At 56.6% G+C, this 15,688-nt stretch carries 12 protein-coding genes; 4 read left to right on the top strand and 8 right to left on the bottom strand.

The features are described from left to right. Positions 1-28: 28 nt before the first annotated feature. The gene (gene dnaK, locus OR573_13935) at positions 29-1,957 is read right to left on the bottom strand and encodes a molecular chaperone DnaK (GenBank protein XGA79575.1); all 1,929 of its coding nucleotides are present in this window, start codon (positions 1,955-1,957) and stop codon (positions 29-31) included. 142 nt (positions 1,958-2,099) lie between these two features. Beyond that, positions 2,100-2,732, bottom strand: a complete 633-nt coding sequence (gene grpE / locus OR573_13940) for a nucleotide exchange factor GrpE (protein ID XGA79576.1) — start codon at positions 2,730-2,732, stop codon at positions 2,100-2,102. Between the two features lie 222 nt (positions 2,733-2,954). Here grpE and recN point away from each other — a divergent pair, with 222 nt between their 5' ends. Then, positions 2,955-4,628, top strand: coding sequence for a DNA repair protein RecN (gene recN / locus OR573_13945; GenBank protein ID XGA79577.1), 1,674 nt, complete (start codon positions 2,955-2,957; stop codon positions 4,626-4,628). A 117-nt stretch (positions 4,629-4,745) separates the two neighbouring features. Here the strand turns inward: recN and ilvN are convergent, their stop codons facing one another. The 5 genes from ilvN to rluD all read right to left on the bottom strand — a co-directional run bounded on the left by ilvN (position 4,746) and on the right by rluD (position 11,880). Beyond that, entirely contained in the window at positions 4,746-5,237 is a 492-nt protein-coding gene (ilvN, locus tag OR573_13950; GenBank protein ID XGA79578.1) for an acetolactate synthase small subunit, read from the bottom strand. After that, the gene (locus OR573_13955) at positions 5,237-6,961 is read right to left on the bottom strand and encodes an acetolactate synthase 3 large subunit (GenBank protein ID XGA79579.1); all 1,725 of its coding nucleotides are present in this window, start codon (positions 6,959-6,961) and stop codon (positions 5,237-5,239) included. Before OR573_13955 ends, ilvN begins: the two co-directional genes overlap by 1 nt. 474 nt (positions 6,962-7,435) lie before the next feature. Beyond that, positions 7,436-10,039, bottom strand: coding sequence for an ATP-dependent chaperone ClpB (gene clpB / locus OR573_13960; protein XGA79580.1), 2,604 nt, complete (start codon positions 10,037-10,039; stop codon positions 7,436-7,438). A 116-nt stretch (positions 10,040-10,155) separates the two neighbouring features. Continuing rightward, positions 10,156-10,911 carry a peptidoglycan editing factor PgeF gene (pgeF, locus tag OR573_13965; protein ID XGA79581.1) on the bottom strand — a complete coding sequence of 252 codons (756 nt, stop codon included), beginning with the start codon at positions 10,909-10,911 and terminating at the stop codon, positions 10,156-10,158. Between the two features lie 9 nt (positions 10,912-10,920). Beyond that, the gene (gene rluD / locus OR573_13970) at positions 10,921-11,880 is read right to left on the bottom strand and encodes a 23S rRNA pseudouridine(1911/1915/1917) synthase RluD (protein ID XGA79582.1); all 960 of its coding nucleotides are present in this window, start codon (positions 11,878-11,880) and stop codon (positions 10,921-10,923) included. Between the two features lie 148 nt (positions 11,881-12,028). On the opposite strand from rluD, the gene OR573_13975 reads away from it, so the two are divergent. Then, entirely contained in the window at positions 12,029-12,826 is a 798-nt protein-coding gene (locus OR573_13975) for an outer membrane protein assembly factor BamD (protein ID XGA79583.1), read from the top strand. A gap of 126 nt (positions 12,827-12,952) precedes the next feature. On the opposite strand, the gene OR573_13980 is transcribed toward OR573_13975, so the two are convergent. Then, entirely contained in the window at positions 12,953-14,587 is a 1,635-nt protein-coding gene (locus tag OR573_13980; GenBank protein XGA79584.1) for an NAD+ synthase, read from the bottom strand. Between the two features lie 113 nt (positions 14,588-14,700). Between OR573_13980 and OR573_13985 the strand changes: the two genes are divergently transcribed. Next, positions 14,701-15,006: a PP0621 family protein gene (locus tag OR573_13985; GenBank protein XGA79585.1), complete on the top strand. Its 306-nt coding sequence runs from the start codon at positions 14,701-14,703 to the stop codon at positions 15,004-15,006. 154 nt (positions 15,007-15,160) lie between these two features. Continuing rightward, positions 15,161-15,673 (top strand): GspH/FimT family protein, encoded by a 513-nt coding sequence (locus OR573_13990; protein XGA79586.1) that lies wholly within the window; start codon positions 15,161-15,163, stop codon positions 15,671-15,673. The last annotated feature ends 15 nt before the right edge of the window (positions 15,674-15,688 follow it).

Here is a 15,688-nt window from a genome sequence, read left to right on the forward strand (position 1 = left end):
ACCACTTTCCTGGACAGAAAGAGGGTGTTTACTGCTTTTTCTTATCGTCGTTGACTTCTTCGTATTCAGCGTCAACGACGTCTTCTTCCGGCTTGGCGTTTTCGGCGCCATCACCCTCTGCCTGCTGCGCGGCTTCAGCCTGCTCGGCGTACATCTTCTGCGCCAGCTGACCGGAGGCTTCCGTCAGTGTGTCCAGTTTCTTCTGGATATCGTCCTGATCGTCACCCTTAATGGCTTCTTCAAGCTCAGTAATGGCGGTCTCGATGGCCTGCTTCTCGTCATCAGTCGCCTTGTCGCCCGCTTCTGTCAGCGTCTTGCGTGTGGCATGAATCATGCCATCTGCCTGATTGCGCAGCTGCACCAGCTCTTCGAACTTTTTATCTTCGTCCGCATGAGCTTCCGCATCACGTACCATCTGTTCGATTTCATCATCGGTCAGACCGCTAGAGGCCTTGATGACAATCGACTGCTCTTTACCAGTGGCCTTATCTTTCGCCGATACGTTCAGGATACCGTTGGCATCCAGGTCGAAGGCGACTTCAATCTGCGGAACACCGCGCGGTGCCGGCGGAATATCAGCGAGGTCAAAACGGCCTAGCGATTTATTCTGCGACACTTGCTTGCGCTCACCCTGTACCGCGTGAATGGTGACCGCTGTCTGGTTATCATCCGCCGTGGAGAACGTTTGCGTCTTCTTGGTCGGGATGGTGGTATTTTTCTCAATCAGCGGTGTCATCACACCGCCCATGGTTTCGATACCCAGGGTCAGCGGGGTAACGTCGAGCAGCAGTACGTCTTTAACGTCACCGCCCAGAACACCACCTTGAATCGCCGCACCGACGGCCACGGCTTCATCCGGGTTGACGTCCTTGCGAGCGTCCTTACCGAAGAAGTCAGCCACTTTCTGTTGAACCTGCGGCATACGCGTCTGGCCACCGACCAGAATCACTTCATCCACATCACCCGCAGACAGGCCAGCGTCTTTCAGGGCCACCTTGCAGGGCTCCAGCGAACGCTGAACCAAGTCTTCCACCAGCGATTCCAGCTTGGCGCGAGTCACCTTGACGTTCAGGTGCTTGGGTCCGGTGTTATCTGCAGTGATGTACGGCAGATTGACATCGGTCTGCTGAGCGCTTGAAAGCTCGATCTTGGCTTTCTCGGCGGCTTCTTTCAGGCGCTGCATGGCCAGGTTGTCGCCGGAAAGGTCCATACCGCTGTCAGCTTTGAACTGGTCAACCAGATAGTTGATCAGCGCCAGATCGAAATCTTCACCGCCCAGGAAGGTGTCACCGTTGGTCGCCAACACTTCAAACTGGGTTTCGCCGTCAACGTCAGCGACTTCGATAATTGAGATATCGAAGGTACCGCCACCCAGGTCATAGACCGCGATGGTCTTGTCACCGCGTGACTTGTCCATGCCATAGGCCAGAGCAGCAGCCGTCGGCTCGTTGATGATGCGCTTGACTTCAAGACCGGCAATGCGTCCGGCGTCCTTGGTGGCCTGACGCTGGCTGTCATTGAAGTAGGCCGGTACGGTAATGACCGCTTCGGTCACTGTTTCACCGAGATAATCTTCGGCGGTTTTCTTCATTTTCTTGAGCACTTCCGCGCTGACCTGCGGGGGTGCCATCTTTTTGCCTTTTACGTCAACCCAGGCATCGCCGTTATCGGCTTCTGTAATCTTGTAAGGCACCATCTTGATGTCTTTCTGAACGACATCGTCCTTGAAACGACGGCCGATCAGACGCTTGATGGCGTACAGGGTGTTTTCCGGGTTGGTCACCGCCTGGCGCTTGGCGGCCTGACCGACCAGCGTTTCGCCGTCGTCAGTGTAGGCGATGATGGACGGCGTAGTGCGGCCGCCTTCTGCGTTTTCGATGACCTTGGCGCTATCGCCGTCGAGCACTGCCACACAAGAGTTGGTGGTGCCCAGGTCAATACCAATAATGCGTCCCATAGTAGAAACCTCGAATTCGTATTTGGAAACGGATGACAAAAATGTCGTCTGAGTAATAGCGGCTGCTAAATATTAGCCATACCGCGTGGTTGCTCTTCTATTTGGGGGCCACTGACAGCATTTCAAGGGCCCTTTCGCTTGGTTATCCCGCTTTTTGGCTTACCACCACCATTGCCGGGCGCACCAGACGGCCATTAAGGAGATACCCTTTCTGCATCACGTCCATTACGGTATTCGGCTCCAGATCAGGGTTAGGTACCATGGTCATGGCTTCATGCACCTGCGGATCAAAGGGTTCGCCGTGGGGTTCAATCACTTCAACGCCAAACTTGTTCAATACATCCAGCTGCATTTTCAGCGTCATGGAAACACCTTCACGGTGTACCTCTGAGGCTTCTTCCTGCATGTTTTCAAGCGCTTTCTCAAGGCTATCCACCACGGGCAGCAGTTCCTTGATAAATTTTTCCAGCGCAAACTTGCGTGCTTTCTCGGCTTCCTGCTCGGCACGCCGACGTACGTTCTGTGCTTCCGCAGCCGCGCGCAGGGCTTGATCCTTGGCCTCGGCCAGGCTCTGCTCAAGTTCTTCCACCTGAGCGGCCAGCACCTGGGCTTCCGGGTTATCGTCGGCTGTATCGATGGTGTCACCTTCATCGTCAATCAGGCTTTCAAGCTCACCCTCGGCCAGGCGCTCTTCGGCTTCCTGCTCCGGGGTTTCGGACTCTTGCTCGTGGCGAGCCAGTTCATCATCGAGTGGGGTTTGTGGTTCTTTGGCCATGGGATACTCCTGCAAAGCTTGTTCTTGAAACGAAACTGGGTCTTAAAATATGAAATGACTAATGGTTTGCAGGGTATATGGGGGCCATAGCGTTCATCTCAAGAGGAAAATGTGAAGAGATGGCATTGAAGTGCATCATCAGCTACTGTATATAACAACAATAATTGGATGCCTATCCAGTCATTCGTCATCGTTGATCTGCCCAAGCGCCGGGAGGAAAGCATGCTGACCCAGCTAGCGATACAGGACTTCGCCATCGTCGACCACCTTGAACTGGAACTTTGCGGTGGAATGACTGCCATTACCGGGGAAACCGGTGCGGGCAAATCGATTCTGCTCGGTGCCCTGGGGCTGTGCCTTGGTGAACGGGCAGACGCGGGCAGTGTTCGCCATGGCCGCGAACGCGCTGATCTTTCCGCGCGCTTTGATATCCATCATCTGCCTGCCGCCCAGGCTTGGCTTGCCGAGCGCGAGCTGAACGTCGATGAATGCTTGCTGCGCCGTGTGATTACCGCCAACGGTCGCTCCAAGGCATGGATTAACGGCCAACCGGCCACCATTGCCGATCTTAAATCGCTGGGTGAGCATCTGATCCAGATTCACGGCCAACATGCCCATCAGGCGCTATTGCGGGAAGAAACCCATTTGGCACTGCTGGATGATTACGCAGGCCTCAACGCTGATGTCAGCGCCTTGACCGAGACTTTCCGTGCCTGGCAGCGCACTCGGCGGCGGCTGAAGGAGTTGAGTGAAGCGGGCAGTGAGATTGAGGCCAAGCGCCAGCTGCTGCGCTATCAGGTGGAAGAACTCGACCAGCTAGGCCTGGAAGAAGACGAACTTCCCGAGCTGGAGGAAGAACAGCTACAGCTGGCCAATGCCGATGAGATCCTGCGCGAGACCGAATTTGCCACCGAGTGCTGCGCCAGTGACGAAGGTGGTGCTCTTAACCTGTTACATCAGGCTCACCAGCGTTTAAGTGCACTGCCGGGTAGCGATAAGGGCGCGCTGGCCAATACACTCAACCTGCTTGGCGAAGCACAGATCCAGATCGAAGAGGCCACCAGCGAGCTTTCACGCCTGGCCGGCCACACCGAGCTTGACCCTGCTCGGCTTTCTTATGTGGAGGATCGCCTGGGTGATATTCACCGCCTGGCGCGCAAGCACCACATCACCCCGGAAGAGCTGTATGCGTTTCACCAGCAGCTGGTAGCGTCCCTCAACCAGCTGGATACCAGTGACAATGACCTGGATGCCCTGAGTGAAAAAGCCAATGAGCTGCGCGAGCGCTATCGCCAGCAGGCCAGAGCGCTTAGCGAGGCGCGCCAGAAAGCCGCACTGAAGCTGGGCAAGGAAGTTCAACAGCAGCTCGCTTTTCTGGCCATGGGCAAGGCCCACTTTGAAGTGGCACTGCAGGCGCGGGAAACGCCCGCACCTGAAGGGCTGGATCGGGTGCAGTTTCTGATCAGCGCCAACCCTGGTCAACCGGCGCGCCCCTTGGCCAAGGTGGCCTCAGGAGGTGAGCTTTCTCGGGTCAGCCTGGCGATTCAGGTGGTGGCGGCCAGCCATTCGACTATTCCCAGCCTGATATTTGATGAGGTGGATGTGGGCGTTTCCGGCGCTACCGCAGAAATTGTCGGCCAGCTATTGCGCAAACTGGGTAAGAACGGCCAGGTGATGACCGTGACCCACTTGCCTCAAGTAGCGGCCCAGGCACACCAGCATCTGCATATTGAAAAGCGCGCCAAACGCAATACTACCCTGACCAATATGGCCCTGCTGGACGAAAGCGGCCGCGTCAGCGAGCTGGCGCGCATGCTGGGGGGCGTTAACCTGTCTGAGCAAACCCTGGCTCATGCACGGGAAATGCTCAACGCCAGCCAGAATCCGCCCCACTGAAGCGTTTTCCCCTATCGACACTCAAGCGATAAAAAACGCCCGCACCGTTCAAAACGGGCGGGCGTTTTTAGTACTTGGGGCTTGGCTTAGCCAGCCTCACCTATCCATAACGAGTGCCTAGAGCGACAGCACCTTGTCACCACGGGCAATCCCGGAAACCCCGGTACGCGCCACTTCCAGAATACCGATCGGCGCCATAGCCTGCAGAAAGGCATCCAGCTTGACGGCATCACCGGTAATCTGAACGGTGTAGAGGTTAGGGGTGACATCCACCACCTGGGCGCGGAAGATATCTGCCGTGCGCTTGACCTCATCGCGAGCGGCACCGATGGCCTTGACCTTGACCAGCATCAGCTCGCGCTCGATGTGGTTCCCTTCCGTCAGGTCAACCAGCTTCACCACATCAATCAGCTTGTTAAGGTGCTTGGTGATCTGCTCAATCACCCTGTCATCACCAATTGTGGTTACCGTCAGGCGCGATAGCGAGGGATCTTCCGTCGGGGCAACGTTAAGCGTTTCAATGTTGAAGTTACGCTGAGAAAACAGACCGACCACACGCGATAGAGCACCCGGTTCGTTCTCCATCAGAATCGAGATGATATGACGCATTAGGTACGCTCCGTTTTAGACAGCAACATGTCACGCATGGAACCCAGCGGAACCTGCATCGGATAGACGTGCTCATGGGGGTCGACCTTGACATCCAGGAACACCAGTTCGTGCTTGTCGGCAAAGGTACGTTCCAGTGCCGCATCCAGCTCATCAAGGGTGTTGACGGTTATGGCAGTAAAGCCATAGGCCTCAATCAGCAGGTGGAAGTCAGGCAGCGATTCCATGTAGGAATTGGCGTGACGGGACTTGTAGTTCAGATCCTGCCACTGGCGCACCATGCCCAGAGATGCGTTGTTGAGGTTAACAATTTTCACCCCGATGCCGTACTGCTTACAGGTCGACAGTTCCTGCATCATCATCTGGAAACTGCCTTCCCCGGTCACACATACCACGTCATCGTCCGGATAGTTCTGCTTGATGCCCATGGCCGCTGGAAAACCGAAGCCCATGGTACCCAGGCCACCTGAGGTAATCAGACGGTTAGGCTTCTCGAACTTGTAATACTGGGCAGCAAACATCTGGTGCTGGCCGACGTCCGTGGTCACAAAGGCTTCACCGCGGGTCACCCGGCACAGCGCTTCAACCACTTCCTGCGGTTTGAGCACTTCGCCCGATTTGGAGGGCTCATAAAGCTTGCCTTCACGCTCGGCGCGCCAGCCGTTGATCTGCTGCCACCAGGCACTGACCGCTTCCGGATTAGTAATTTCCTTACCCTGCACCAGGCTGATCATCTCATTGATCACGCTTGATGCCGGGCCAACGATAGGCACATCAGCGCGAATGGTCTTGGACACCGAACTGGGGTCCACATCCACATGAATGATCTTGGCCGTTGGGCAGAACTTGGACGTATTATTAGTCACACGGTCATCAAAGCGTGCGCCGATGGCAATGATCAGGTCAGCGTGGTGCATGGCCATGTTGGATTCATAGGAACCATGCATTCCCAGCCAGCCCAGGCACTGATCGTCACCCTGTGGATAGGCACCAATCCCCATCAGCGTAGTGGTAATCGGGTAGCCCAACTGCTTGACCAGATTGGTCAAACCTTCGCTGGCCTTGCCCGTGACCACGCCGCCGCCCGTGTAGAATACCGGGCGCTTGGCCTTGAGTATCATGTCGACGGCTTTCTTGATCTGGCCGGTATGGCCACGAGTCACCGGGTTATAAGAGCGCATCTTGACCTTTTTCGGGTAGACGTACTCATAGCGCTCGGTGGGAGCGGTCATATCCTTGGGGATATCGACAACAACCGGCCCTGGACGGCCCGTGGCGGCCAGATGGAAGGCCTTTTTCAGTACTTCGGGAATTTCCGAAGGGTGCCGGATCGAGAAGCTATGCTTCACGATCGGGCGCGTAACGCCGATGATATCGGTTTCCTGGAAAGCGTCATCACCTATCAGGTGGCTCATGACCTGGCCACACAGCACTACCATAGGAATCGAATCCATGTAGGCGGTGGCAATACCGGTCACGGCATTGGTGGCACCAGGGCCTGAGGTCACCAGCACTACGCCGGGTTTTCCTGCCGCACGCGCATAGCCATCAGCGGCATGGGTTGCCGCCTGCTCATGACGTACCAGAATGTGTTTGACTTTATCCTGACGGAACAGCGCATCATAGATATGCAGCGCTGCCCCTCCGGGATACCCATAGATATATTCAACGCCCTCATCCTGCAAGAAGCGGGCGATCATGTCTGCGCCGGAAAGCAATTCCACTGTGTATCTCCCCTGGAGGTCTCGAGTGCCATCAACAGGCCCATGCCTGCCGTGTCGAGTGCGGCGGTATGCCGCTGCCGGTTACGCCGGCACCTGATGCCAAACCCTGGCAATAAGACCCGGTTAGGGTCTGCACTCTCATCGCAGCAGGTCGCTGCGTCGGGGCATTGGCCAGGTTGAGCGGTTAGCTCAAACCCGGAAGTCCTTCGGCGGGTAAAGGCTAAAGCCTACCCTTCACGCGGGGATTGGGGGTTACCCGTTGATTCCGCGTCCGCAAATCAGGAACCCACAAGATTCTATCAGCGCATCCAAGCTGTCAACCTATTAACCTGACTCTTTGCTGACTCTGCGACAAAAGAACCCCTTTGTTATAACTGTTTCACAATCACGCTCCCAACAAAAACCCCGCTGGGCAATCGCCGGGCGGGGTTAGCGTTATTTACGTTCAGGGTAACGCCCTGTGCAAAGCACCGTTTACTCGGCGTTAAACACCAGCGCTCCCTCTTCAGCCGTGACGCGAATCACACTGCCCGGGGCAAACTTGCCAGCCAGCAATGATTGCGCCAGCGGGTTCTCAATCCGGCTCTGGATCGCCCGTTTGAGCGGCCGCGCCCCAAACACTGGGTCAAAGCCAACCACGGCAAGCTGTGCCAGCGCTTCATCGCTGAGTTCCAGACGCAAATCGTGCTCGGCCAGACGCGCCTGCAGACGTTCAAGCTGGATCCCGGCAATTGCCTGAATCTGCGACTGACCCAAGGCATGGAAGACCACCACTTCGTCAATGCGGTTGATCAACTCCGGGCGGAAATGGTTGCCGACCACTTCCATCACCGCGTTTTTCATTGCTTCGTAGTCACTGTCCTTGTCAGCCGTCACATCACCACCCATGCGCTGAATGATGTCCGAGCCCATATTGGACGTCATGACGATCACGGTATTGCGGAAATCCACTGTCCGCCCCTGGCCATCGGTCAGACGACCATCTTCCAGCACCTGCAACAGGATGTTGAACACATCCGGGTGGGCTTTCTCGACCTCATCCAGCAGCAATACCGAATAGGGCTTGCGGCGCACGGCTTCCGTCAGGTAACCGCCTTCCTCATAGCCTACATAGCCCGGCGGGGCACCAATCAGGCGAGCCACGGAGTGCTTTTCCATAAACTCGGACATATCGATACGTACCATGGCCTCTTCGGTGTCAAACAGGAAGTTGGCCAAGGATTTGCAAAGCTCTGTCTTACCCACACCGGTTGGGCCGAGGAACAGGAAGGAACCGTTGGGCCGGTTCGGGTCAGACAGCCCCGCCCGGGAACGGCGCACCGCGTTGGCTACGGCCTCTACGGCTTCATCCTGGCCGATGACGCGCTCATGCAATGCTTCTTCCATACGCAGCAGTTTATCGCGTTCGCCTTCCAGCATCTTGTTGACCGGAATGCCTGTCCAGCGCGAGACCACTTCGGCAATTTCTTCCTCGGTGACGTTGGAACGCAGCAGCTGATGACTGGCGGTATCCGCCGCTTCACCTTCATTGCTTTCGGCAATCTTTTTCTCCAGTTCCGGAATCTTGCCGTACTGGATTTCCGACATCCGACCCAGATCGCCCTGACGGCGCGCCTGCTCAAGGTCAATACGTGCCTGCTCAAGCTCGGCCTTGAATTGGGCAGCGCCCTGAATACTGGCTTTTTCCGCCTTCCAGATTTCATCCAGATCGGCGTATTCACGCTCCAGCTCGTGGATGTGCTGATCCAGCGCTTCAAGGCGCTTTTTCGAGGCATCGTCGGTTTCTTTCTTGAGCGCCTCACGCTCCATCTTGAGCTGAATCAGACGACGGTCAAGGCGGTCCATTTCTTCCGGCTTGGAATCCAGCTCCATACGAATCCGCGAAGCCGCTTCATCAATCAGGTCGATGGCCTTATCCGGCAGTTGGCGGTCGGTGATATAACGCGTCGACAGCTTGGCAGCGGCAATGATCGCCGAATCGGTGATATCGACGCCGTGGTGCACTTCGTAACGTTCTTTCAGGCCACGCAGAATCGCCACGGTATCTTCTTCGCTGGGCTCGTCAACCATCACCTTCTGGAAGCGGCGTTCCAGGGCAGCGTCTTTTTCAATGTATTTACGATACTCATCCAGCGTCGTTGCACCCACACAGTGCAGCTCGCCCCGCGCAAGAGCTGGTTTGAGCATGTTACCCGCATCCATGGCACCTTCGGCCTTACCGGCACCCACCATGGTATGCAGCTCATCAATAAACAGGATGACGCGCCCTTCTTCCTGGGAAAGCTCCTTGAGCACCGCCTTCAGCCGCTCCTCAAATTCCCCGCGGAACTTGGCACCGGCCAGCAGTGAGCCCATATCCAGCGAGAGCACGCGCTTGTCTTTAAGACCTTCCGGCACCTCGCCGTTAACAATCCGCTGAGCGAGCCCTTCGACAATCGCCGTCTTGCCCACGCCCGGCTCACCAATCAGCACAGGGTTATTCTTGGTGCGCCGCTGCAACACCTGCACGGTGCGACGAATTTCATCATCGCGGCCGATCACAGGGTCGAGCTTGCCGTCCAGCGCATGCTGGGTCAGATCCAGCGTGTACTTGTTCAGGGCTTCGCGCTGGTCTTCAGCGTTAGGGTCGTCAACCGAATCACCGCCGCGGAGCTGGTCGATGGCGGTAGTCAGGCTTTTACGCGCCAGCCCGGCATCTTTCAGCAGTTTGGTCAGCGCCTGATTCATTTCCAGTGCCGCCAGCAGCACCAGTTCAGAGGCAATAAACTGATCGCCCCGCTGCTGGGCTTCACGGTCGGTGAGGTTAAACAGCTTGAGCAGCTCACGCGACGGTTGAACCTCGCCATCAAACTGGCTGACCTTGGGCAGATCATCAAGCTGGTGAGTAAGGCCGTCGCGCAGGCGGGCAGCATCGCCACCGGCTTTCTGTACTAGCGCCTTCAGGCCGGTGTCACGATTGTCCAACATGGTGAACAACAGATGCACAGGCTCCAGCTGATTATGCCCACGCCCTACCGCCAATGACTGTGCATCAGCAATGGCATTTTGTAACTTTGCAGTAAATTTATCGAATCGCATTACATTCCTCCCGGGATGGCGATGCCTTAGGACGCATCGCTTGACCCTTTTATCTTGACTTGAGAGAGGAAATGGTGCTTGGTAGGGGTGTTTTCAAGTCGCCATGACAATATTTGTTAACGCAGCCAGATGACACTGGCCATGCGACCGGTGCGCCCTTCATCGCGACGGTGGGAGTAAAAGCGTGATTCACAGGCCGTACAGAAGTGCCCGCCACTAAAGTTACTCACCCCGAGCGCCTCCAATCGCAACCGCGCCAGCTTGTAAAGATCCGCCATGCGGTGGCCCATACGGTAGGGGCTGTGATCAAAGGCCTCTTCTGCTTCGGGTTGAACGGCCACAAAGGCATCGTAGACTTCAGGCCCCACTTCGAACTGGGCCGTGGAAATCGCTGGCCCCAGCCAGACAAGAAGCTCTTCAGCAGGCGTATTCATCGCCGCCACTGTCGCCTCCAACACGCCACCGGCCAGCCCTCGCCATCCGGCATGGGCGATGGCAACCCGGGTGCCCGCACGGTCACAGAACATCACCGGCAGGCAGTCAGCGGTGAGCACCACACAGGCATACTCCTGCGTGGTCGCAAGTGCCGCATCTGCTTCCGGCGGTGGCGCCTGAAACGCCTGCTGAACCCGTGCTCCGTGGGTTTGATTCAGCCACAGCAAGGGGCGCTCGTCACCAACTTCCTTTTGAAGCAGACGATGGCAAAGCGCCACATGATCCGGGTTGTCTCCCACGTGGTCGGCAGGGTTGAACGCCGCAAACTCGCCCTGACTTGGCCCCGCCTCACGGGTGGTCACAAAGGCGCCCACGTTGGCAGGCGCCGGCCAGTCCGGAGTGATCAGGGATGGGCGCAGGTCAATGGCATCACTCATGCAGGCTCCTTAACGCATCGTGGCGTGATCTTCACGCAGGTAGTCCAGCAGCATCAGTAAATCATCCGGCAGCGCTGCGCGAAAGCTCATGGTGTCACCCGTGCTCGGGTGGATAAAGCTCAGCTTGCGCGCATGCAGCGCCTGGCGGGGAAATTCGCGCAAAATGTCTTTCAGCGCGTCGGCAGCACCAGGGGGTAGCTTGGGGCGACCGCCATAAAGCGGATCACCGATCAAAGGGTAGCGAGCATGGGCCATATGCACACGAATCTGATGGGTGCGCCCGGTTTCCAGCTGGCAGCGCACATGGGTATGCGCACGGAAACGCTCTACCACACGGTAATGGGTTACCGCTGGCTTGCCGGAGGCAGTCACCGCCTGGCGCTTGCGATCCTTGGGGTGCCGACCAATGGGGGCATCCACGGTGGCGCCGGAAACCGGCGTGCCAATCACCACCGCATCATATTGGCGCGACACCGTTCGCGCCTGCAGTTGCTGAACAAGATTAGCCTGGGCCGGCAGGTTCTTGGCCACCATCATCAGGCCGGTGGTATCTTTATCCAGACGGTGAACAATCCCGGCGCGCGGCACCTGGCCAAGCGTCGGCTCATGATGCAGCAGCGCATTCAACAAGGTGCCATCCGGATTGCCCGCCGCTGGATGCACGACCATACCGGCAGGCTTGTTAAGCACCATGACGTCTTCATCTTCAAAGACAATTTCAAGCGGAATATCCTGCGCCTCAAAGCGCCCTTCTTCCTCAAGCACGGCACTCAGGCTTAACACTTCTTCACCATGCAGACGGGTTTTAGGCTTTACCTTATGGCCATCAACGGTTAATTCTCCCGCATTGATCCATGCTTTCAAGCGCTCGCGCGAATAATCACTGAACAGCTCAGCGGCCGCTTGGTCTAAACGGCTGCCAGCAAGCGAGGCTGGCACCTGCAAGGAGGCTTCAACAGTGCGGGACATAACGGTTCCTTTCTTGTCACCTGCTGCGCATTGCGCTTTACGCCTGCGTTTTCTGCCAAGGTGATTTATAGTGGGGCAACGAAAATCTATTCTACCATGGCCGCTAGCGCTTTTTAGTGTCAACGGCCTGATTGTCACGAGGATAACCATGCGCGTTTTTTCTGCCGCTACCCGATTCGCAGCGCTCGCTCTTAGTCTTGCCTTCCTGGCAGGCTGTGCCAGCAACGACACTGCAGAAGAAGGTAAATACGATGCGCTCGCGGAACGTGAGCTGTACGAAAGCGCCCGGGATGCACTGGATCGCAATATACTGCCTACCGCGATTGAGCGCCTGGAAGCGCTGGATACCCGCTTCCCGTTTGGCGCCCACGCCGAACAGGCCCAGATCGAGTTGATCTACGCCTATTACGAAAATGGCAACTGGGAAGAAGCCCGCGCGGCCGCCAGTCGCTTTATCCGCCTGCACCCGGATCACCCTGAAGTGGATTACGCCTATTACATTCGCGGGCTGTCTGCCTGGCAGGCCGGACGTTTCAGCCTGGAGCGCCTGCGGCTGATTGATATTTCCAAGCGCGATGTGGGCGCCACCCGGGATGCCTACAACGATTTCCGCGAACTGATCCAACGTTTCCCTAATAGCGAATACGCCGCCGATGCCCAGCAGCGAATCGTCTATCTTCGCGAACTGCTTGCCCGCCACGAACTGCATGTAGCTGACTATTATCTGCGCCGTGGTGCCTATGTGGCCGCCGTTGAACGTGGCCGCTGGGTGGTTGAAAACTACCCGGCCTCCAATGCCTCTGAAGACGCCCTCGCCGCCATGATTGAAGGCTACATGGGCCTGGGCATGGACGACCGCGCCAAGGAAGTGCTCGACGTTTTGCGCGCCAATAACCCGGATCATACCCAGCTTGACGACAGCCGCTTCTCACCCAAGCATCTGTGATGTCACCCGTTGGTGATCACCCCGGTTGATGTCAGAAGCAGTGACATCCAGCCATCAAATAAAAAGCGCCCTGTAGGGCGCTTTTTTGGTTTTCGCTATCTGTATGTTTTTCGCTATCTGTAAGGTTTATTCGCCCGGCTGCCAGCCGTTGACGATGGGGTAGCGACGGTCGCGCCCAAAGCCTCTTGGGGTTACCCTGACGCCAACCGGTGCCTGACGGCGCTTGTACTCGCAGCGGTCCACCAGTTTGACCACCTTGTAGACATCGTCTCGCTCGAAGCCGGCGGCGATGATCGCTTCGGCACTCATATCGCCTTCGATATAGCGCATCAGAATGGCATCCAGGGTGTCGTAATCCGGCAGGGAGTCGCTGTCCTGCTGATCTGGCGCCAACTCAGCGCTGGGTGGGCGTTCGATCACCCGTTCTGGCACGGCCAAAGATTCGCTGTTGCGCCAGCGTGCCAGGCGGTAGACCCAGGTTTTATAGACATCCTTGAGCGCGTTATACCCCCCCACCATGTCGCCGTAGAGAGTGGCGTAACCCACGGCCATTTCACTCTTGTTGCCGGTGGTCAGGACCATCAGGCCTTTCTTGTTGGAAATCGCCATCAGCAGCACGCCCCGGCAGCGCGATTGCAGGTTTTCCTCGGTGGTATCCCGCTCAGTGCCCTCAAAGCTTTCGGCCAGGGTGCTCATAAAGGCTTCCACCATGGGCTCGATCGGCATGACCTCATAATGCACACCCAATAACTCGGCCTGTTCGGCGGCATCCTGGCGGGAGATGTCCGCCGTGTAGTGATAAGGCATCATGACCGCCTGAACCCGCTGCGGGCCAAGGGCATCCACGGCAATAGCCAGCGTCAGGGCAGAGTCAATGCCGCCCGATAGCCCGATCACCACGCCCTTGAAACCGCTCTTGTTGACATAGTCACGCACCCCGGTCACCAGCGCACAGTAAAGGCTTTCTTCTGCTGTTGAGTCTTCTTCTATCTCGCCGGGTTGCGGCACCCATTGATCGGCGCTTTGCTGAAGAAACTGCACGGGCATCAGGCCAGCCTGCCAATAAGGTGCCAGCACCTTGAGCTGACCACTGGCATCAACACAGCCAGAGCCGCCGTCAAACACCAGCTCATCCTGGCCACCAATGGTGTTAACGTAAACAATCGGCCGTTGCGCCTCGGCTGCACGCTGCTCCAACAAGCGCAGCCGTTCGCCAGGTTTGTCCTGATGGTAAGGAGAAGCATTCAGGGTGATCAGCACCTCAGCACCCGCCGCACAGGCCGCTTTGACCGGCGTGCCTTCCCATAAGTCCTCACAGATCAGAAGCCCAAGCCTAGCCCCCTTGTGCTCGTAGACCAAGGCTTGCTGGCCCGGGGCAAAATAACGCTGCTCATCAAAGACCTGATAGTTGGGCAGTGCCTGCTTGGCATATTCAGCTTCCCACTGACCGTTATACAGAATGCCTGCCAGATTGTAGCAAACCCCTTCACGTACGCCGGGGTAACCAATAATCACCAGAACATCGCGAGACACTTTTTCGGCCATCACTGCCCGTGCCTCGCGCAGACGCGTTTCCATTGAAGGTCGCAGTAGCAGATCCTCCGGTGGATAGCCGGACAAAAACAGCTCGGGGAAGACCACGATATCAGCGCCATGTTCTATACGCGCCTCGCGCACGGCTTCAATTGCACGCGCCGCATTACCGGGAATATCGCCTACCAGGGGGTCAAGTTGGGCCATGACCAGCGTTAAGTCTTGCATGGGCGTTTAAATCTCTTGAGAATCGTTAAATCACAGGGGCGCTTATATTGCCTATTGTCACGCAAGCACCACCTTGTGGCAAAGGTAGCGCTAACATTGAGGAGCCACATAGGATGAATCTCTTGATCATTCGCTTGATTATTTTCGCCGTACTGTTTTTTGCCGGCCTAAAACTTTACGGTATGTACCGACAGTGGAAGCTTGACCGGGAAGCGCTGGAACATAAGCCTGAACGTCAAGATGGTGGCCAGATGGTGCGCTGTAAATGGTGCGATGTACACGTGCCGGAAGATGAAGCACTACGCGACCAGCAGCATTGGTTTTGCTCCAGCGCTCACCGCGACCGCTTTCTGCAAGAGCAACGCGACCTGAACGCATCAACGCCACCCAAGGACTCATCAGAAGATGACAAGCACTGACACCTGGAAGCGCTGCTCATTTAATGGAAATTCACTTACTTAAGAGATATCTTACAAAAAATGCCGACATCGGCTGATAGCGTAATGACGCCTGCCTTCTAATGTGAAATAAAGCATTGCAAAGGTGCATGCGCTATTTGCCGAGGGTCGCAATATGCAGCCCATTTCACGAGGTTTCACGCTGCTGGAAATGTTGGTTGTGGCCGCCCTGTTCAGCTTGCTGACACTGTTAAGCCTGCCAAGCTTCATGGCTTTTGGTGAACGTAATGCGCGAACTGCGGCGGTTAATCACCTGCACAGTACCCTAGCTTATGCTCGCCAACTGGCCATCAACGAACAGACCTATGTTAGCGTCTGCGCTACTAATCAGGCACGCGACACCTGCCTGAACGATTGGCACGGCGATTTACTGGTGATGATTGGCGATAGGTATCATGCTGTTCAGCAAGAGGATATCGTACGAATTGTACCTGCCTTACCTTCCATCGCGATCAGTTATACCCGAGAAAAGCAGCGCAAAGCAGTGAAGTTTAACCCTCTGGGGTTCAGCAAAGGCTATAACGGGCGTTTTCATATCTGCCCTGATGGCGCTAAAACCGGCAGCACCTTGGTGATCAGTTTTCTCGGACGGTTGCGCCTCGATGACAAACCGCATAAGTGTTTGTAGAGCGACAGGCAAAGG

Origin of the sequence: Halomonas sp. CH40, assembly GCA_041875495.1 — a bacterium.
GTDB lineage: Bacteria > Pseudomonadota > Gammaproteobacteria > Pseudomonadales > Halomonadaceae > Vreelandella.